The organism is Acetatifactor muris, from assembly GCF_024623325.1.
GTDB classification, from domain to species: domain Bacteria; phylum Bacillota; class Clostridia; order Lachnospirales; family Lachnospiraceae; genus Acetatifactor; species Acetatifactor muris.
The window spans coordinates 1-19,577 of record NZ_JANJZD010000023.1; the positions used below are offsets into that span (position 1 = coordinate 1).

At 45.6% G+C, this 19,577-nt stretch carries 15 protein-coding genes and 1 tRNA gene; 7 read left to right on the forward strand and 9 right to left on the reverse strand.

Going from position 1 to position 19,577, the window contains the following annotated elements:
• Positions 1–684: sugar ABC transporter permease (locus NSB25_RS19355; protein ID WP_257479299.1), on the reverse strand; the 684-nt coding region annotated here is incomplete at its 3' end.
• 175 nt (positions 685–859) lie between these two features.
• Positions 860–3,106: a helix-turn-helix transcriptional regulator gene (locus tag NSB25_RS19360; protein WP_172455200.1), complete on the reverse strand. Its 2,247-nt coding sequence runs from the start codon at positions 3,104–3,106 to the stop codon at positions 860–862.
• Between the two features lie 438 nt (positions 3,107–3,544).
• Between NSB25_RS19360 and NSB25_RS19365 the strand changes: the two genes are divergently transcribed.
• From NSB25_RS19365 to glnA, 5 genes are all read left to right on the forward strand, one after another.
• A complete protein-coding gene (locus NSB25_RS19365; RefSeq protein ID WP_103241199.1) occupies positions 3,545–4,228 on the forward strand; it encodes a response regulator transcription factor in 684 nt (227 codons plus the stop codon).
• Positions 4,229–4,496: 268 nt separating this feature from the next.
• Positions 4,497–5,420 (forward strand): ABC transporter ATP-binding protein, encoded by a 924-nt coding sequence (locus NSB25_RS19370; RefSeq protein WP_103241198.1) that lies wholly within the window; start codon positions 4,497–4,499, stop codon positions 5,418–5,420.
• Positions 5,421–5,441: 21 nt separating this feature from the next.
• Positions 5,442–6,224 (forward strand): ABC transporter permease, encoded by a 783-nt coding sequence (locus NSB25_RS19375; protein WP_146040122.1) that lies wholly within the window; start codon positions 5,442–5,444, stop codon positions 6,222–6,224.
• 2 nt (positions 6,225–6,226) lie between these two features.
• Complete coding sequence (locus NSB25_RS19380; RefSeq protein WP_103241152.1) at positions 6,227–7,264, forward strand: sensor histidine kinase; 1,038 nt, start codon at positions 6,227–6,229, stop codon at positions 7,262–7,264.
• 221 nt (positions 7,265–7,485) lie between these two features.
• Entirely contained in the window at positions 7,486–8,865 is a 1,380-nt protein-coding gene (gene glnA / locus NSB25_RS19385) for a type I glutamate--ammonia ligase (protein ID WP_330406172.1), read from the forward strand.
• On the opposite strand, the gene NSB25_RS19390 is transcribed toward glnA, so the two are convergent.
• A complete protein-coding gene (locus NSB25_RS19390) occupies positions 8,853–10,433 on the reverse strand; it encodes a hypothetical protein (RefSeq protein WP_103241151.1) in 1,581 nt (526 codons plus the stop codon). The two genes, glnA and NSB25_RS19390, sit on opposite strands and share 13 nt — an antisense overlap.
• 232 nt (positions 10,434–10,665) lie before the next feature.
• Here NSB25_RS19390 and NSB25_RS19395 point away from each other — a divergent pair.
• Positions 10,666–10,738, forward strand: a tRNA-Ala gene (locus NSB25_RS19395).
• Between the two features lie 63 nt (positions 10,739–10,801).
• Here the strand turns inward: NSB25_RS19395 and NSB25_RS19400 are convergent.
• From NSB25_RS19400 to NSB25_RS19425, 6 genes are all read right to left on the reverse strand, one after another.
• Positions 10,802–11,347: a Uma2 family endonuclease gene (locus tag NSB25_RS19400; RefSeq protein ID WP_103241150.1), complete on the reverse strand. Its 546-nt coding sequence runs from the start codon at positions 11,345–11,347 to the stop codon at positions 10,802–10,804.
• A gap of 136 nt (positions 11,348–11,483) precedes the next feature.
• Positions 11,484–12,332 (reverse strand): carbohydrate ABC transporter permease, encoded by an 849-nt coding sequence (locus NSB25_RS19405; protein WP_103241149.1) that lies wholly within the window; start codon positions 12,330–12,332, stop codon positions 11,484–11,486.
• Positions 12,333–12,354: 22 nt separating this feature from the next.
• Positions 12,355–13,260 (reverse strand): carbohydrate ABC transporter permease, encoded by a 906-nt coding sequence (locus tag NSB25_RS19410; RefSeq protein ID WP_103241148.1) that lies wholly within the window; start codon positions 13,258–13,260, stop codon positions 12,355–12,357.
• Positions 13,261–13,383: 123 nt separating this feature from the next.
• Positions 13,384–14,784: an ABC transporter substrate-binding protein gene (locus NSB25_RS19415; protein WP_103241147.1), complete on the reverse strand. Its 1,401-nt coding sequence runs from the start codon at positions 14,782–14,784 to the stop codon at positions 13,384–13,386.
• 162 nt (positions 14,785–14,946) lie between these two features.
• Positions 14,947–16,719, reverse strand: a complete 1,773-nt coding sequence (locus NSB25_RS19420; RefSeq protein WP_103241146.1) for a sensor histidine kinase — start codon at positions 16,717–16,719, stop codon at positions 14,947–14,949.
• Positions 16,720–16,725: 6 nt separating this feature from the next.
• On the reverse strand, positions 16,726–17,457 hold the full coding sequence (locus NSB25_RS19425) for a response regulator transcription factor (protein WP_103241145.1): 732 nt from the start codon (positions 17,455–17,457) through the stop codon (positions 16,726–16,728).
• Between the two features lie 157 nt (positions 17,458–17,614).
• Between NSB25_RS19425 and NSB25_RS19430 the strand changes: the two genes are divergently transcribed.
• Positions 17,615–19,573 (forward strand): site-specific DNA-methyltransferase, encoded by a 1,959-nt coding sequence (locus tag NSB25_RS19430; RefSeq protein ID WP_103241144.1) that lies wholly within the window; start codon positions 17,615–17,617, stop codon positions 19,571–19,573.
• Positions 19,574–19,577 lie beyond the last annotated feature (4 nt).

Genomic DNA, 19,577 nt, shown 5'->3' on the forward strand with positions numbered 1-19,577 from the left:
TTCAGGGAGATCAATATGCCGGATTCTCTGGAGCAGAGTTGCGCCGTCAATAATAGCCGCCTCGTGCAGCTGCATGTCTACACCGGCCAGAGTGGCCAGATAGATGATGGCGCCGTAACCGGTTCCCTGCCACACCCCGCTCCATACGTAGAGTGAGGGAAACGCAGAGGCACTGCCCATAATATTGAGATCAAAGGTATTGTAAACAATACTACCCAACACACCGATTCTTGTATCCAGAATCAGCCTTATGATTCCCACAAAGACAACCGTAGAGATAAAGTATGGACAATAAGTGATCATCTGGACTGTTTTGCGGAATTTTGTGTATTTGGTATAATTCAGACAAAGAGCCAGGACAACGGAACAGGGAACCGTAACCAGCAGAGAATATACAGAGAGCACAAGTGTGTTTCTCAGACATTCAATGAAGTTGTAGTTCTTAAAGAATTTGATAAAATGATAGAATCCGTATTGTTCTGCCCAGGGACTTCCCAAGATTCCCAAAGTCGCTTTGTAATTTTTAAAGGCAATAATGACTCCATACATGGGGCCGTATGCAAAAACAAGCAACAGTATTACCGGAGGGAGTATCATTATATATAGTTCCCAATGGTTTTTGAAATATTTCAGCAGGCTGTTCCGGTCTGCCGGACGATGCTTTTTTATACTTTTCATTGTCATCAGTCTGTCTCCTTTCCTGTTGGATTTTATTGAAGCACAGTTTCCAGGCTCTGTATATATACACTTCTCATATTGGCATATACACTTTCCCCGCGAAAAAAGGCATAAAAAAATTGAATATTCACTTGCCCTGAAATGAATATTCAATCCTGTGTTTCCCTTTATTTATGCGGGTTTATTCCCTGGAGTCAATGTTCTTCCACCCGGAGGTACTTACCCCTGTGACACGCTTAAACGCACGACAGAAGGAGTTCTCTGAAGTATACCCGGTACATGCTGCTATTTCTTTTATGGTTAAATTACCTGCTTTCAACAGTTCCTTGGCTTTATTCATCCGGACCTTTTCCACATACGCGGAGAAATTGATCCCCGTTTCCTGCTTGAATCTGCCGGACAGATAGCCTTCGTTCATCCGGAGTGCTTCTGCTGCGCTGGTCAAGGACAGACTGCTGTCTCCGAAATTCAGATTTATGTAAGCAGTGATTGCCGCCAGGTCGAAGGTTTTTTTTGTTTTTTGTTCATATACATATTGACTGGTCTGTAGATATATACTTTGTGTAATTCGGATTCGATCCAACAGATTCCCATTGTGATTCTGCTCCAGCATAAGATAATATTCCTTGTATTGTTCTTCCTCCATTTCCAGCAATTCTATGATTTTTACCAGATTGATCTGCAGGTCGTCCAACAGCAGATTCTGCATATAGGTGCTGAAATTACCATTGATAAAATATTGCTGGATTATCTCCTTGAAACTGACATATACTGACTCTGCTTCACCCCGCAATACCTGACGGAACAGAATCCGGCTTTTTTCCGCAGATGGATAGGAAAGAGTTTCTGCCTTCTGATTTGTATACCATAAAATGTTGGCATCAAATGTCTGGCCTATATATATGTGCATAATGGCGGCATTTTCGTAGGAAGTGCTGATGTCTGACAGATCTGACACCAGGGTACCACCATATACAGACAACAGCTTTGCTACATGGGGAAGCAACTCATTTTTTACCTTTTGTACAATTTCCTCCGTATAACATCTGTAATTTTCCTGTCTGTTCCGGGGTAAAGCGAGAATTGCAACGGCTTTATCGTGCCCATTATTCACCATCCAGATATCCGGTAATACTTTTCTGGCAGCCTCTGTTATCGAGAGGATATATAGACTCTGGACATCTGCCTCCGGCTCAAATATTGTTTCTGTAGCTGCGTCTAATTTGAAAATGACAACCCAGAATACTTTATCATGATAATCAAAGTGTATATATTCTGCATTTTTTCCGATATCTTCTTCCAGTTCTGCCTTTCCGTATAACAATTGATTCAGAAAGAAATTCTCTAGATACGGTTGCTGAGATTCTATGACATCCTGCAATTCTGTATTAATGTCTTTCAACCTTTTATAAGACTTCTGCATATGGGAAAATATGGTTTTGTGATCTAATTCGGGCCCGCTCTCCATAACATCGTTTATGTCATTTATGAGTTCATTAATCGGTTTGGCAATTTTGGTTGACATTTTGATGCTGAGCAGGATACCTACCATGGCGGCAATGGAGATTATAAGCAACATATATAGAACTGTGGTATAACCACGGACTTTTACTGCCAGGGATGACTGCAATGCATAGTAAGTCAGGCCGGAACGGGAGGAATGACATTGTACAAGTAAGTATTGCTCTCCCTGATACCTGACCATTTTGCAGGAGACACCTTCTGCGGATACGCTCTTGTTTTTTGTAAGATTTATGATCTCGGAAATATAATTTGAGAGACTGCCTGCATCGGCTGTATTTTCAATGGCAGTCATGGAAATGTCTGAATCAAATAAATTATAATTTTCAAAATAAGTTACATTTCCCTGACGATCTGTAATAAACTGCACACCAGTATACGAAATGGCCGGCATAAGAGATTCAATAGCTTCTTTCCTGATATATATTTTAATAATACATTTATCAGAAAGAGAATAGGATGTCACCGGGATTTCATATGTGAGCATGGGTAATATACTGTTTTCTGTACAAAGCTTATAATTCTGCAGAGTGGCAAGACCGTATTTGCGGGTTCTGTGCTGCTCCTGTGAATACCAGTCATCATATGTTTTGTATTGTTCTTCGTGCAGGTATATATCGTAAAAGTCTTTATAAGTGTAGGCCGCTTTGGAATTGATAACGGCTTCTCCCTTCTCAAAGAAAATGAAATAATTGAATATCTGACTATCTGAAAATGATATATCAGATAAAGTGTTCTGTAATTCTATGATTTTATATAAATTGGGATAAGAGAAGCAGTCTGTCCTGCCTGCAAACTGTCTAACTTTAGCATTATCAGCAATCAGCCGGCCAATTCGCTCCACCTCGTCTAAAAAGGTATCCACAGATTCTGCAGAATGTTCGTATTCTTCTGTAATTTTTGACACATCATCCTCTTCGATAATTTTGAGGACTCTGATAGAATAGAGAGAACATATCATCAGCGGTATAAAGAGGACGATCAGATATGTCCGCAAATAACCTAATAATATGTTGTTTTTGTCTTTTTTTTCCGACTTTTTCAATAGTTTTCCTTTTCGCATCATTTCTTATGCGGCAAATCTGAATTTAAGGGAACATGTTTATTTTAGCAAATAAAATTTGGGTGTGCAAGTCCTTCCCGTAAAGCCGATAATTATGAAAAGACTGCAGGGCATGATTTAACCGGATTGCTTTATAAGCAAATGTGGTATGATAAATTCCGGATGTCAAACAGTGACTTTTCAATTCTGCTTTGCTATAATGACTGTGTGATAAATGATTAATAGTTTCAGGATATGCAGAGTTATGAACATTATATTTTGCAGCGTGGAAATGAGGCCGAAATGAATAACAAATTATTGATTGTGGAAGATGAGACGAGTATCAACAAACTGCTGGCAGATTTGCTGAGCGAAGAGGGATATCTGCCGGTACAGGCTTATTCCGGGACGGAGGCGCTGCTTCTGTTGGAAGCACAGCAGCCGGATCTGATTCTGCTGGATCTGATGTTGCCGGGATTGTCAGGAGAAGAACTGCTGCAAAAGATCCGGACAGAGTTAAATTGCGATATTCCGGTACTGATTCTTTCTGCAAAGGGAGACCGGAGAAATAAAGTGAACCTTCTGAAAACAGGGGCGGATGATTATATTGAGAAACCTTTTGAGCCGGATGAAGTGATCGCCAGGATCCAGGCGGCACTCAGGCGCGGCGGGACGACGACCGGGGGACAGAAGGCGTTGCGTTATAAGGAAGTGAAGCTTTATCCTGAGTCCAGGAAGGTGACTGTAAATGATAATGAGCTGGCATTGACAGCACATGAATATGAACTTCTTTTTCTGCTGCTGCAGAACCCCGGGAAGGTATATTCCAGAGAAAACCTTTATGAACTGGTGTGGCAGGGCGGCTATTATGGGGAAAATAATACGGTCAATGTCCATGTGAGTAATCTGCGGAAGAAGATTCGGGATGCCGGCTGTGGAGAAGAATATATTCGGACAGTATATGGCATCGGCTTTAAACTGGGATAAGGCTGAAAAGGCACAGATTTTTCCGGAGATACAAAATTCTTTACAACTTCTTTAAAGGTTATTTATGACTTATTCATACCGCAGGTATTATGATACATCTGTCGGCTGAAGTGTGAAAAGATTAAGGGGCATGCCTGGAAATGAGAAAACACCTGGCCGGCAGATGTTGCAGAAAGCTGAAACGGCCGGCAGAATTTGCGCTGGAACAGGAGCCGCGGCCCTGTTGACAACAAAGCTGCTGTCCGTTCAGGAACAGGAGGTTCGAGGAATGAGTCATTATGTGATAGAGACCAGCCAGGTCTCAAAATCTTATGGTTCCGTTCTGGCGCTGGACAAAGTAAGCCTGCGGGTGAGGGAGGGAAGTATCTATGGTCTCATAGGCGACAATGGCGCCGGGAAATCCACGTTTTTAAAATTGCTGGCAGGCCATGTATTCTGTACGGAAGGAGAAATACGGCTGTTTGATCAGTATGAGGAGAAAGAACTCCGGCGCAGCCGCAGGCAGATGGGATTTATGATTGAACAGCCAGGATTATTTCCGGGGATGTCCGCGGAAAAGGTGCTGGAGTACTATCGTATCCAGAAAGGTGTCCCCGGAAAAGGGAAGACAGAGGAAATGCTGAAGCTTACCGGAATCTGGGAAAAACGGAAATGCAAATGCAGGAAACTGTCCATGGGACAGAAGCAGCGTCTGGGTCTGGCGATTGCCATGATCGGGGAACCCGGACTGCTGGTTCTGGACGAGCCCATCAACGGACTGGACCCCAGCGGCATTATAGAATTCCGCAGGCTGCTACATCGTTTGAATGCGGAAAAGGGGATCACCATACTGCTCTCCAGCCACATTCTGTCGGAATTGCAACAGACGGCAGACACCTTCGGATTCCTGAGCAGGGGCAGGCTGCTGGAAGAAATCACAGCCGAAGATCTGGCGGAAAAGTGTATGGATTATCTGGATATCAAAGTATCTGACACGGAAACGTTCGCGGCTCTACTGGAAAAGTACTTTCCGGAAGAAGGCTTCAGAGTCCTGCCGGAGCAGACCATACAGATTGCTCATCCGCGGAGAGAACCGGAAAGCTACAGCAGGCTGGCCGCGGAGAATGGACTATATCTGCGGGGACTGGAGAGAAAGCGGGCTTCTCTGGAGGATTATTATATCAATCTGAAAAAGGGTGTCAGGCATGTGTAAGACATGCAGGAAGGAGGAATCATGTTAAATTATATAAAAAGTGAGCTCTACAGAGCCTTCCACAGCAAAGAAATTCACGAGACCGCAATTGTTCTGACTGTACTGGTCTTTCTGATGAATCTGATTTTACGTCTGTTCAGCAGTATGGATCATTTCCGTTATGGAATTACCTCTTTTTCCTATTCCATGCTGGTAGCCGGTCCGATGATATATTGCTATGGGGCAGGAGACGTGGCGGTAATGCTGTATGAGGCGGATAACAGAAACGGCACCAGGGGTAACAGCATTGCCTGTGGGATATCCCGAATTGAGATTTTCGCAGGGAAATGTATTGTCAGTCTGCTTACGTCTCTGGGGATACTGTTGATTGTCATGCCTGTCTATATTGCCAGTGCGGTACTGCTTCTGCCAAAGGAGGGACCTGTGGAAATAAAAGATTTGCTGCTGGAAATCCCGGCGGTTTCCCTGGTTGCCGCGGCAGCACTGATTCTTGCAATAGTACTTCTGGAAGTATACGACAAAGTGCTGGTAAGCATCCTGATATGGTTGGGGCTGCTGGTATTTATCCCAAAAGCTCTGCTGTTAGCGGGAATGTACCTGTCAGATCAATCGGCCATTTTGCTGAATATAGCCAGATGGCTGCCGGCTAACTTTTTCTCTGTGGAAATGCAGGTTACCATGAGTGAATGTATTACCATATGGAGTACGCCGGAAGGAATGGCGAAATGTGTGATTTCCGGCGTACTGGGAATTCTTATCTTTAGTATTGCAGGTGTATTGTCGCTGAGAAAAAGGGATATTTAGAGATGCTTATTCTGATTTTGGCTGTAGCAGCAGGCCTGTATTTTTCCGTCCGCTATCTGCTGTTGAAGCATGCATTGCGGGAACTGAACAGAGAATTGGCGGGTATCCGGTGTGATATTGACGCAAACAAAATCCTCCATCTGCCTGTGCCGGACCGGGAACTGGAAAAACTGGCGGAATCCATAAACGGCACTCTGGAAGAGGGGCGGCGGGAACGTGTGGAATATGGGAAGCGGGAAAGGGAATTTCAGAAGCAGATTGAGAATATCAGCCATGACCTGAGGACGCCGTTAACCGTAATTCTGGGCTATCTGAAATGGAACCGCAGATTTCAGGAGGACTGTGAGCATGGGGAGTGCTCTGCCCGGATGGAGGAATCCCTGGAAACAATTGAGAGAAATGCCCGGAAAATGGAAAGGCTGGTTTCGCAGTTTTATGAATATTCCCGGCTGACTGCTGTGGAGGAAGGCTATGAAATGCAGGAGGCAGATGCGGGCAGAATCCTGAGAGAAAGCCTTGCAGATAATTCTCTGATACTGGAGAAAGCCTGTCTGCAGGTAAGCTGTGAACTGCCGGAACATGCCGTGACAGTGTGGGGAAATGCGGAAGCGCTGGAGCGGATTTTTACCAACCTTTTTCAGAACGCAGGACGATATGCCCACAGTTTTCTGCACATTTACAGGGAGGAAGAGGCCGGACAGGTCCGTATTTTCTTTGTCAATGATACGGAGAATCTGAAGGCGGAACAGGTGTCTGACCTTTTTAAACGGTTTTACCAGACAGATCGCTCCAGAGGACAGGCTGGGTCCGGGCTGGGACTGACCATTGCCAGAACACTGGCGGAGAGAATGGGAGGAGAATTGAAGGCGGAAGTTATGGTAAGACATGGAGACAAAGAGCCGGGCAGAACGGAAGAAAACGTCGGGGGCAGAGCGCCAAAAGGGACAGGAGAAACCGCCGGGAGGGATGAAACAGGAAAAATTCTGCGTCTGACTTTGATATTGAGAAAAACTTTGACGGCGGCAGATGGGATTGAATAAACGCAATAATGTAGAATAAAGTATTTTACTGCACCTTCTTGACAGAGCTTACATCAATGACATATGATAAAAAAGGGAGTAGCCCGGCTGAAGGCCCGGCTGCTGCGAAATTATAACTTGCAGGCTGAAAGCGTAAAATGTGCAGAATGCGGAAAGGTATGGTAACTTTAATGGACAAAGTCGAAAAAATTACAAAATTATGCCAGGAGAAGCAGGTCCGTATGATAGACTTCAAGATGACGGATATAGACGGACGCTGGAGACACATCACGATTCCTGTGGAACGGTTTGGCGTGGATACTTTTACCTATGGTATCGGTTTTGACGGTTCCAATTATGGCTATGCACCCATTGAGAAGAGTGATATGGTATTTCTGCCAGACCCGGATACCGCCTATGTGGACCCTTTTGCAGAGGTGCCTACTCTGACTATGTGCGGTAACGTATGTACTATCGGAAAAGGGGAGAACAGGCCTTTTGACCAGTATCCGAAGAATGTCAGTCTGCGTGCTGTGGAATATATGAAGGAAAGCGGAATTGCGGACAGAATGGTGATCGGACCGGAATTCGAATTCTATCTTTTCGACAGTGCCCGCTTCGAAGTGACGTCCAGACAGTGCGGCTACCGCATTAATACCAGGCAGGCGGACTGGAATCACAGCCTGGATACGCCGGGCAATAACGGCTATGAAGTGCCTCACAAAGGCGGGTATCATGTGGCGGCGCCCCAGGATGTGGGATATGACCTGCGCAGCCGGATGTGCATGATGATGGAAGACTGGGGAATTCGGGTGAAATACCACCACCACGAGGTGGGAGGACCGGGCCAGATGGAGATTGAGGTGGAGCTTGCCGACATGCCTGCCATGGCGGACAATACCATGATTATCAAATACATCATTAAGAATCTGGCGGCACGGGAGGGTAAGACAGCCACTTTTCTGCCCAAACCCATTTATCAGGAAGCGGGCAGCGGAATGCATGTACATATGCTGCTTCTCAAGGATGGACAGCCTTTGTTCTATGACGAGAAAGGCTATTCCGGGCTAAGTCGTACCGCACATTATTTTATTGGGGGCCTGCTGAAGCATATTGCTTCCCTGTGTGCTTTCACCAATCCTTCCACCAATTCTTTCAAGAGGCTGGTGCCGGGATACGAGGCGCCTGTGACCATCGGATATGCCACTTCCAACCGCAGCGCGGTAATCCGGATTCCGGCCTATGCCAAATCTCCGGAAACGAAGCGTTTCGAACTGCGCAATCCTGATGCCACAGCCAACCCTTACTATGCTTATGCGGCCATATTAATGGCCGGACTGGACGGGATTGAGAAGCAGATCGACCCGGCGGAGCACGGCTGGGGACCGTACGATTTTAATCTGTATACACTTTCAGAAGAGGAACAGAAGAAGATAAAAGGACTGCCGAAGTCTCTGGGCGAAGCATTGGATGCGCTGGAAGCTGATCATGATTACCTGACGAAGGGCGGTGTCTTCCCGCAGCGCCTGATTGATGTGTGGGTGGCGAGGAAGCGGGAAGAAGTGAGAAAGCTGGAGCAGATTCCCAATCCGGCGGAGTTTCGGATGTATTATGATTTATAAGGAATCCGTAAATATCGACAGTTTATTATTTTGGTCGTTATGATCGTTGTCAGTCGATACATTCCCAGTGAGGCCAGCGGAACCATATAGACTGCATATGGCAGGATATAACGGCTGCTGGCTTCCCACAATGCGCTGAACAGAAAGCCGCCGACTATGGCAATGTACAGTAAATGCTCTGCTGTGCAATGCTCTTTTTTCCTGTCTGCAAATAATACGATGGCTGACACTGCCGCATAAAAATAAAGCATAAATTGATATCGGTTCATATAAGCCAGCACAGTCGGCACATCGTCATAGTAAATGCGTTTTACAGGTTCCGGAAGTTCATACGGTTCGCAGTCAAACTGTCCTGTCTCATCTATGTACAGATATCCCGGCGAATTCCACTGGGACAATATTTTCCGGCGGAAAAAGTCAATGCTGTAGGATTTGTCATTCCACATAGTATTCAGAATTTCTCTGAGATGTTCTTTTTCAGCCAATGCAGTCTCTTCTGTATTATAATTATGTTCCCTGTATATATCTATACTACTGTTATCAAACCAGCCAGGCCCTGTCCATGAGTCCTGCATTCCCATACGAATCCATGAGATATAGGGAACACCGCCGGCCACCTCAAAGCCGGATATTTTTTCATAATGCGCATGAATCAGCTGGTCAGAGCCGGAAACTGTCAAAACCATCAACAAAATCCAGGCCACTCCCCACAGACTTGCCTTTCTGATCGAATGGATGATTAGAACAATCCCTGCTGCGACCAATACAATGGAAGAATTCTTACGCACAATACAGGCCAGAACAATTGCCACTGTCCCCCATAAAAAGCAGCTTTTTTTACCTGTTTTACAGTATCTGAGCACCTGCCACATCAATACCATGGTAAAGGTAATGGACATAACCTCCCCATACACAAAAGGTACATATAAAAATAGCGGAAGACATCCCAGGAAGAAAAGCGTATAATAAATTATCACTTCCGATTTCTCACATATAATCTGCAAAAATTTGTAACCACTGTAAAAAAGCAGGGGCATACATAAGGCATTCAGATGCTGAAATACTTGATAATTCCATACTCCGAACAAGTTAAAGATGAGATGAATTACGGAAAGCAGGCTGAACTGATGCGGGAAAATAGTCATATAACCGGCAGTATTCATGTCAACAAAGTTGCCTGTTATCATTCGATGAGCTACATTACAAAGGGGACTGCCGTCTCCACCGGGTGCCACATGGCTATTGAGAACCCATATCAAACTGATGATATACACATAAAGCGATAAGACACCGAGTATATATGGTCTCCACATAATAAGGCGCTGCCTGACAAAACGAAGACGATCAATGTGCAAAATTCCGTGCAGCAGAACAGCAGCTGACGTAATAACCGCCAATATAAGCAAATTTAGTCCCGGATTGTCCTGTATATCCATAATGCTGTCTACCATTGTATATTTTGCACTATAATAGGTAAGGCCGCAGAAAATACAGATACATAATAACAGCAACATTTTCCCGGCAATTTTTTCAAGTTTTCCCCCCACAAATTTTATTTTTTCTGCCATTGTTGTATCCCTTCCTGCCCATACTGAGAGCACTGTATTTTCCATAGCTCTTCTTATATATCAGCCTTGAACGGCAACATTATTATATTCTGTGCATTACCCCAAGTCAATACAGGACTATAGATAAACATGGAGCAATGCAGATGAAAATTTTTATTGCATTTTTCAGCAGTTATGATATAATTATCATGTTCACGGCAGTAGCTGCCCTGAACATGATAAGATAGAAGATGGGGCATTAGCGCAGCTGGGAGCGCGCAACATTCGCATTGTTGAGGCCGTGGGTTCGAATCCCATATGCTCCATTTTAAGAATTGGGCAGAGAAGAGCCGCAAACCTGGTTTGCGGCTCTTCTGTAATGATTTTCCTTATGAAAGCAAATCTGCAATTTTGATGCTTAAATCATTGTAAATACATGAAATAATATCAGTATGAAAGCTGTATTGACCGGTTTTTTCATTGTGTTTGAAATCAAAGACATTCACGGTCTGGCTCAGGGGATTTACGATCCAATATTCTTTCACACCCGCAGAACGGTATTTAAAAAGTTTGATTCCATAATCCATGCGCTCTGTGCTGGGGGAGACAATTTCGATGACCCAATCCGGAGCCCCGTTGCATCCTCTGTCATCCAGCTTGTTTTTATCGCATATAACGGAAATGTCCGGTTCTACATAGTTCTTGTCATCTGCATTCAGGAATACGGCAAAAGGGGCAGGATAAACCTTACACAGACCGCCGTGTGCATCAATGTATTGTCCTATTACTTTTGTGAACTGGCTCACAAGCTCCTGATGGATTCGCAGTGGTGGCGCCATCATATACATCTGTCCATCAATCAGCTCAGCTCTCTGCCCATCGGGCAAGACATAGATATCATCTATTGTGTAAGTTTTTTTCTGCGCTACTGCCATGAGTGCTTTCCCAGCCTTTTCTCAGATTTCTCAGTGCATTTTGCTTACCGCTATTATCGCATGTGCGGAATAGGTTTGCAATATACTTTTCACTAAAATATTCATGGCGCTGCGGCTCTTTCTCAGCATTTTAATCTCATCCCTTTAATCCGGAAGTGGCAATACCTTCCACGAAATATTTCTGTGCCGCGAAGAACAGAATGAACAGCGGTGTCACGGAAATAAAGGAGATTGCCATCAGTTTTCCCCAGTTTACCACGGACTCGGAGTCCAGAGACAGCCGCAGAGCCAGGGAAATGGTGTAGCGGGACCCTGAATTAATGAAAATCAGGGAATTAAAATAATCGTTGTATGTCCACAGGAACTGGAACAGGGCCGCGGAGAACAGAGCCGGTTTCATCAGCGGCAGCAGGATGGATACCAGAGTGCGGAAGGTACCGCAGCCGTCGATGTAAGCGGACTCATCCAGATCCCTGGGAATTCCGCGCAGGAACTGTATCAGCATGTAGACAAAGAACGGATAGCAGGCCAGGATGGCCGGCGCATAAAAGGGCATGTAATTGTTGATCCAGCCCAGTTTGCTGAACATTGTATAACGAGGCACAATGATGATTGCATTGGGCAGCATCAGGGTGGAGATCAGGAGGGCAAACAGGATATTTTTTCCCGGGAACTTGAAACGTGCAAAGCCATAGGCCACCAGACAGCTGGATACAATGGTGAAGATTACGGTAGGCAGTACCAGCAAAAAGGTGTTCAGAAAATAAGTGGCATAGGTTACGCGCCCGCTGCCGTTCCATCCATCGATGAAATTCTGAAAGCTGAAACTGTTGGGCAGCAGCTTAATGCTGTTGAAAATTTCATCGTTGGTTTTAAAGGTAGCGAAAAACATCCATGCGATTGGGTATAACAATATGATGCCTATCAGGACAATGATGAGATAGGTAAAGAACATATTATGTTTTCTTTTACTCTTTAAAGTCATAATTCATGTACTCCTTTCTCTGTCATTCGTCCGCATAGTGAACCCACATTGACGAAGAGCGGAACAGTATCAGTGTCACGACCATGATGATGACAAACATAACCCAGGAAATGGCACTGGCATACCCCATCTTAAAGTAAGAGAAGCCTTCTTTGTAAAGTTTCATGCCCAGCACATAAGTAGACTTCATGGGGCCGCCGTTGGTAATAACGAAAGCGGACGTAAAATTCTGCAGCGCTGTTATGGTCTGATTGATCAGATTGAAGAAGATAATGGGTGTAATCTGCGGAATGGTAATTCTGAAAAACTGCTGAACCGGTTTCGCACCGTCAATGGCAGCCGCTTCATACAAATCTGTGGGCACATTTTTCAATGCTGCCAGGAACATGACCATGGAAGAACCGAACTGCCAGATTTCCAGAGCGCAGATGGTGGGCAGCGCCGTTTTGGGATTGCCCCAGAACTGGATATTGGGCAGATGCAGTGTGGTCAGCAAGGCATTGATGACGCCATTGTCCAGGAAGAGCAGCTTCCACAGAATAGCGGTGGCAACGCTTCCGCCGAACAGGGAAGGTATATAGTAAAGGGTGCGGATCAGATTGATTCCCTTGATATTCCGGTTCAGAAATACTGCTACGGCCAGAGCCATAATCAATTTTCCGGGTACGGTATACAGTGTATAGGTGATGGTAACCTTCAGAGAATTGGTAAATTCTGAATCAGTGGTAAAAAGGTTGATATAGTTTTTCAAGCCGGCCCAGACCGGTTTGCTTGTAATCTGATAATCTGTAAAAGAATAAAAAAGGGAGCTTATAAAGGGATAAAGCTGTAAAAGAGAAAATCCCAGAATCCAGGGCAGGAGATACAGGAATGCCTGGTAATCCCTTTTGCGGTAAGCAGAAGTACGGATTTTTGTCTTTGCTTTCATGAGACTCCTTTCCGGCATGTGGTGCCGACTATGTATGGAAAACGACGATTTTATCAGCCGTTTACTATAGAAAAGGGCTGTAGCCTCGTACAGCCCTTCTTCTTTAAGATTCTTTTGGATAAATTATTTCTGAATATTGCTGATGTAGTTGTTCATCAGGTTCAGAGTTTCCTTTGCAGCGTCTTCAGGTGTAGACTGTGCATAACCTACAGCTTCGATCTGGTCGTTCAGAATCTGTTTAGGCTCCTGCAGAGAGGAGTATTTGTCATTGGCCAGACCACTGTAAGAGGAAGCAATATCAGCGGCATTGGCAACCAGAGGATTCAGGATACCTTTGTCAGCACAGATAGTACGCGCTTTCTCGGTAGGGGGTACGGAACGGGTGGTGCCAAGGGTTTCCAGAGCTGTATCATTGTTGAAGAAGTAATCCAGGAACATAGCAGCAGCTTCCGGATGCTCACAGCTCTTGGCTATTCCCAGAACCTGAGGACAGTTTACAATGTATCCGTCATTTTTGCTGTCATCCAGCTTAGGCAGCATTCCTACGCTGTAGTTGGCATTGGTATTGGCAGCAGTCATAACCTCAATGGTGGAAATGTAAGACAATGTGCATACATATTTGCCGCTCATCCAGTTGGGATCGGACTGCAGGTTGTCGCCCTCATACTGCGCCATATAAGATGCAGGAGGAATGACATTATTGTCATACAGAGCCTTGATGTAGGAGTAAATCTGAGTCAGCTGCTCCTCTGACAGAGTGAATTCAACGTTTTCCTGATCAATCAGCGTTTTCCCGCTGAGCTGTTTTGCCATATTGAAGAAGATCAGGTTGGTGATGTAAGACTGGTTTGTACAGAGCAGATATACGCTTTCATCTGCCTCATGTACCTGACGGCCCCATTCCAGCAACTGGTCCCAGCTGAACTGTTTGGTAAAGTCGATATTAAACTGATCGGCCAGATCCTGATTTACCAGCACCGCGCCGCCGGCCAGGCCGGTAGGGATACCGAACTGATGTCCGTCATAACGGCCATTTACCTGCTGTCCGATATAGGACTCTTCAAAATTGGAGAAATCAAAATTAAGGTCGTTCAGATCAATGAAATAGTCTGCGCCTCCGGTTACATACTGGGGGAAGGTCTCGGGGTCTACCTGGATAATATCAGGCGCCGTGCCGCCCTGCAGCTGTGTTGCCAGCTTGTCATGATAACCGTCAGAGCTGCCATACTCAGCTTCAATGGTAATGTTGGGATGCAGATCCTGGAACTGATCAATTACTTCCAGAGTGGCTGCCAGTCTCTCATCGCCGCCCCACCAGGAGAAACGAAGGGTAATCTGCTCATCACTGGAAGCAGGGGGGGCATCAGACGATGTGTTATCTGCAGGTGCCTCGGATGAAGTGGAAGAACTTCCGTCAGCATTTCCTGATGCCTGAGATGACGGATTGTCAGAGTTGCCGCATCCGGCAAGCAATCCTGTAACCATAGTTGCGGCAAGGATTCCGGATAATAATTTCTTTTTCATAAACTTAACCTCCTATGATTGTTTTATAAATTTATTATGGCAGATTTCGGAGACTGTTAAAAGGTAGCATAAATTCAATAATTCTTCATTCTTTATTTACTTTTCAGAAAAAGGTGTCATCTTTTATTGTCAGTAATAAAAGATGACACCTTTTTGAGCCTTTTATTCACACCAGGGAATCCGGAAGAGGATATCCGTTCCCATCCCTGCTTTGGAGCGGATTTTTAATTCGCTGCTTTCGCCGTATGTCAGTTTCAGCCGACGGTTTACATTGGTAAGTCCGATGCTTTCGCTTTGCTCATCATGAATCCGTTCGTAAAGCTCATTTATTCGTTCTCTGCTGAATCCTCTGCCATTGTCAGTTACAGAGCAGACCAGTTCTTCTCCGCGCCGCAGGATTTTCACTTTAATGTAACCGGTTCGTTCCAGATTGCGCACGCCGTGAAGGATGCTGTTCTCTACCAGGGGCTGCAGCATCAGCTTAAAAACCTGTCCCTGCAGCGCTTTTTCATCTACTTCATAATACACAATAAAAGTTTCCCCAAAGCGAAATCTCTGGATTTCCACGTATTTTTTCAGATATCGAATCTCTGTTTCCACTGTCACGGTTCGTTTGGCACTTTGCAGAGAATACTTTAAAATGTCTGACACATTCTGAAGGATTCGGCTCATATCATTTTCCCGCCCCAGAATTTTACGGGCCTGTAACTCTACTGACTGCAGGGTGTTGAACAGAAAATGAGGATTTATCTGCAACTGTAATGCTTTTAACTCGGCGCTTTCCAGCAGGGCTTCCCGCTCTTTGAGCTGCATGTTCAGATAAGAGCTGTTCAGGAAGGTATGCATGACATTGTTCATGACCAGGCTGTACTCGTCATTCAGGGGATGGCGATCTTCCTGCGCATGGAAGATTCCCTTCTCCGCATCATCAAATACATCTATCATATATTGAATCTGGTCAAAGATACGCTTTGTGGTCCAATAGGAAATGACCAGAATGACGATGCAGTTACAGATAAAAATCAACGCGTAAACCCAGAGCATCTCCCCGATCAGATCATTACCGGACGTGGCGTCAATCATGGAAACCACATACAGGTTCTGGTCGGTATAATGTTCCACATTGACCAGACAGCGCCGACTGTTAACCCAGGTGATGAAGTTTCCTGAGGTTTCAAACGCTTCCCTGACAGTTTCATTTTGCCCTGCCGTCATCCGGGAAAAGAAATCTGCCGGGAGCTCAAGGCTTTTGTTGTCCTGATTCTGCCATACCAGAATCTCTTTCTCGCCGTTCAGGATGTAAACAGTTTCATTTTTATCAGGATTCATGGTTCTCAGCATATCTTTGAAGCGATTGATATTGATGTTGACTACAATACAGCCTTTCTGGAGCAGCAGACGCTGATAGATTGTTATGGTATTCTCTTCCGCAACATAGCGGTTGGAGCTGCGGGCTATTACCAGATTCTGCTGATTCTCCGGCATTTCCTGATAATATTGCAGCCAGGTGCTGTCACTGCTGTTGGCAGTACTCAGGATACCTCCGTCTGTGGAGTAGAAATGTGTCCCATTATCCAGATAGAGATAAATGGCAGAAATGTAATCATGGGTAATGATAATGCTGTGCAGCATGGAGCGCATACTGCTGATAAAGACAGAGTCTGAATAAGATAGCTGTTTGCCGGTCAGCAGATTGCGGATGGCCAGAGACATTCTGGTAGTGGTAGAGAACAGGGCGTTCTGGTTCAGCGCATTATTGATGACGGGTTCCAGACCGGCCCGTATGGCTTCCACAGTCTGCCGGCCTTCATTCACCATTTTCTCATGGCTTGTCCTGACCAGAAGGAACAGCGACAGGCTGAAGACGAGAAGGGTGGGAAGCATCATATACAGGAAAAATTTCTGTACTCTTTTCAGGAAATATTTTCTCATCATGAAGGTCTATTCCTCCGTAGTTCTGCTGCGGTACTCAGAAGGACTCATGCCAAAGTAAGCCTTGAAAGCCCGGGAAAAGTTTTTCGGATTATCATATCCCAGATAGTAGGCGATGTCATAGCTTTTGTATTGGGGATCATCCAGCATTTCTTTGGCCTTGTTCATACGGATGGAGGACAATGTATCGGAAAAGCCGGTGCCGCTTTTTTCCTTGAATATTTTGGAGAGATAGGCCGGACTTAAGTTAACCTGCTCAGCCGCTTCTTCCAGGGAAGCCTGGCGGTAATGTTCCTTTAGATACTGTATGGTTCTGGCCACAATCTGCTCATAATAGCCGCCGGAGAGTTCTTCCACCTGTTTGTGCTCTTCATCCAGCTGGGATTTTACTCTGGCAAAGCAGGTGAGCAATTCCGGGTAGTTGATGGGCTTCAGCAGATAGTCGTCTACAGAAAGACGGATGGCAGAACGAAAGTATTCATAATTCTGGTAACTGCTGAAAAATATAATGTGAATTCCCTCTATTGCCTGAAGGGCTTCGCACAGCTGCAGACCGTTCATTCCCGGCATTTCTATATCGCTGAGCACCACATCCACAGGATTCTTTATGATATAATCCAGAGCAAGAGCCGCATTTGTAAAGCTTTGGACTACCTGAAAACCAATTTCCTCCCAGGGAAACAGATGGGCGATACCTTCTACAATTTTTTCTTCATCATCAATGATTACCAATGTATACATAATCAGACTCTCTTTCTGGCCGCTGTATGCCGTGAATTCATTCTATCACAAACCACCGGGTTTCGCCATAGCAGGGTTGGCGTTTATATCAATTGCGTCTTTTTCGTTTTAATGGTATAATCGAGAACAGATTGATGGGGAACAGGGAGGGAAGACAATGGATAAAATGCGCATGGAGTCGAAGGACATAACAGCGCAAAATATAGAAAAAATCGGAGCATTGTTCCCAAACTGTATTGCGGAATCTCCGGATGGATACGGCGGATTCAAAAAGTCAGTTAACTTTGAAGTGCTGAAGCAGATGCTCTCAAATGAGACGGCGGAGGCTGACGAAGCCTACGAATTTACCTGGGTGGGGAAGAAGGCTGCCGCCGCAGAGGCCAGGCGGATTACCAGAAATACCCTGCGGCCCTGTCCGGAGGAGAGCAGAGACTGGGATACTACTGAAAATCTGTATCTGGAGGGAGAGAACCTGGAGATTCTGAAGCTGCTGCAGGAAAGCTATCTGGGCAGTGTGAAGATGATTTACATTGACCCGCCGTACAATACAGGACATGATTTTATATATCCGGATTTATTTCTGATGGACAAGGAAGCGTATAATGAAGGCACAGGATATTTTGATGAAGAGGGACATGTAAATTACCGGCGTAAGAACGGAAAGCTTGCCGGCAGATATCATTCAGATTGGTGCAGCATGATGTATCCGCGGCTGATGCTGGCCAGAAATCTGCTTCGGGAGGATGGTGTCATTTTTATTTCCATCAATGATACCGAACTGTTTAATCTGCAGAAGATCTGCTGTGAAGTCTTCGGGGACGATAATTATCTGGCATGTTTCCCCCGTGTGACCAAAAGAGCGGGAAAAACCACGGAGGCCATTGCCCGGAATCACGACTATGTGCTGGCGTTCGGCAAGTCGTCTGAGACCGGTTTTTATCTGCCGCCGCACACGGATACAGGCTATCGGTTCTCCGATGAATATGAAGCGCAGCGGGGGAAGTATAAGCTGAATCAGACGCTGGATTATGACAGTCTTCAGTACAGCCCCAGCCTGGACTACCCAATTGAGCTGGAGGGAGAAACCTTTTATCCCGGACCTTCCTATGAGAAGTATCTGGAGCGGAAGGCGGGCAGACATGCCAGGGCTGACTGGGCATGGCGCTGGAGCCGTGAGTTATTTGAATTTGGATATAAGAACGGGTTTATCGTGGTGAGAAAGAGGGGAAAACGTTCCAGAATCTATACTAAGACCTATCAGAAGGCCAGGATTGTGAGAACGGATTCCGGCTTTGCCGTCGAATACTCGGAGCGGACAAAAGCGATCTCAACGCTGGAATTTGTAAATAATGAATATTCCAACGACAATGCCAAGAAGAATCTGTTGAAATTTTTTGAGACCAGTGTGTTTGATTATTCCAAACCGGTATCGCTGCCGAAGGCACTGGCAGAGTATACGACCCGGGGGGATGACATCATAATGGACTTCTTCTCAGGCTCCTCCGCCACAGCACAGGCAGTGATGCAGCTGAATGCGGAAGACGGCGGAAGACGCAGATTTATTATGGCGCAGCTGCCGGAAATATGCGGGGAAGGGACGGAAGCCGGTAAGGCGGGATTTCGTACCATCTGCGATATCGGGAAGGAGCGCATCCGCCGGGCAGGAGAGAGGCTGATAAAGGCAGGTGTGTGGTCCGGAAGTGCCCCGGATGTGGGTTTCCGTGTATTCAGGCTTGACGAGTCCAATATGAATGACATTTATTACAGTGCGGAAGAATACAGCCAGTCCATGCTTCTGCAGCTGGAATCCAATGTCAGGGCAGACCGCACGGATCTGGACCTGTTGTTCGGCTGTCTGCTGGACTGGGGCCTTCCGCTGACGATGACCTGTCGAAGCGAAAAGCTGGGAAACTGTACCATCCACACCTACAATGAAGGGGAACTGATTGCCTGTTTTGATGAGGCAGTTCCTGAGAATGTCATACAGGAAATTGCGGCCCGCAGACCCAGGCGTGCCGTGTTTCGGGATTTTGGGTTTGAGAATAGTCCGGCAAAGCTGAATGTGGGCCAGATTTTCAAAGTTCTGGCGCCGGATACCAGAATTAAAGCAATTTAAAAGG

Excerpts from the sequence above, each read along its gene's own strand:
- NSB25_RS19365 (WP_103241199.1), top strand. The coding sequence starts at position 3,545 with ATGAATAACAAATTATTGATTGTGGAAGATGAGACGAGTATCAACAAA.
- NSB25_RS19370 (WP_103241198.1), top strand. The coding sequence starts at position 4,497 with ATGAGTCATTATGTGATAGAGACCAGCCAGGTCTCAAAATCTTATGGT.
- NSB25_RS19375 (WP_146040122.1), top strand. The coding sequence starts at position 5,442 with ATGTTAAATTATATAAAAAGTGAGCTCTACAGAGCCTTCCACAGCAAA.
- NSB25_RS19380 (WP_103241152.1), top strand. The coding sequence starts at position 6,227 with ATGCTTATTCTGATTTTGGCTGTAGCAGCAGGCCTGTATTTTTCCGTC.
- glnA (WP_330406172.1), top strand. The coding sequence starts at position 7,486 with ATGATAGACTTCAAGATGACGGATATAGACGGACGCTGGAGACACATC.
- NSB25_RS19390 (WP_103241151.1), bottom strand. The coding sequence starts at position 10,433 with ATGGCAGAAAAAATAAAATTTGTGGGGGGAAAACTTGAAAAAATTGCC.
- NSB25_RS19400 (WP_103241150.1), bottom strand. The coding sequence starts at position 11,347 with ATGGCAGTAGCGCAGAAAAAAACTTACACAATAGATGATATCTATGTC.
- NSB25_RS19405 (WP_103241149.1), bottom strand. The coding sequence starts at position 12,332 with ATGACTTTAAAGAGTAAAAGAAAACATAATATGTTCTTTACCTATCTC.
- NSB25_RS19410 (WP_103241148.1), bottom strand. The coding sequence starts at position 13,260 with ATGAAAGCAAAGACAAAAATCCGTACTTCTGCTTACCGCAAAAGGGAT.
- NSB25_RS19415 (WP_103241147.1), bottom strand. The coding sequence starts at position 14,784 with ATGAAAAAGAAATTATTATCCGGAATCCTTGCCGCAACTATGGTTACA.
- NSB25_RS19420 (WP_103241146.1), bottom strand. The coding sequence starts at position 16,719 with ATGATGAGAAAATATTTCCTGAAAAGAGTACAGAAATTTTTCCTGTAT.
- NSB25_RS19425 (WP_103241145.1), bottom strand. The coding sequence starts at position 17,457 with ATGTATACATTGGTAATCATTGATGATGAAGAAAAAATTGTAGAAGGT.
- NSB25_RS19430 (WP_103241144.1), top strand. The coding sequence starts at position 17,615 with ATGGATAAAATGCGCATGGAGTCGAAGGACATAACAGCGCAAAATATA.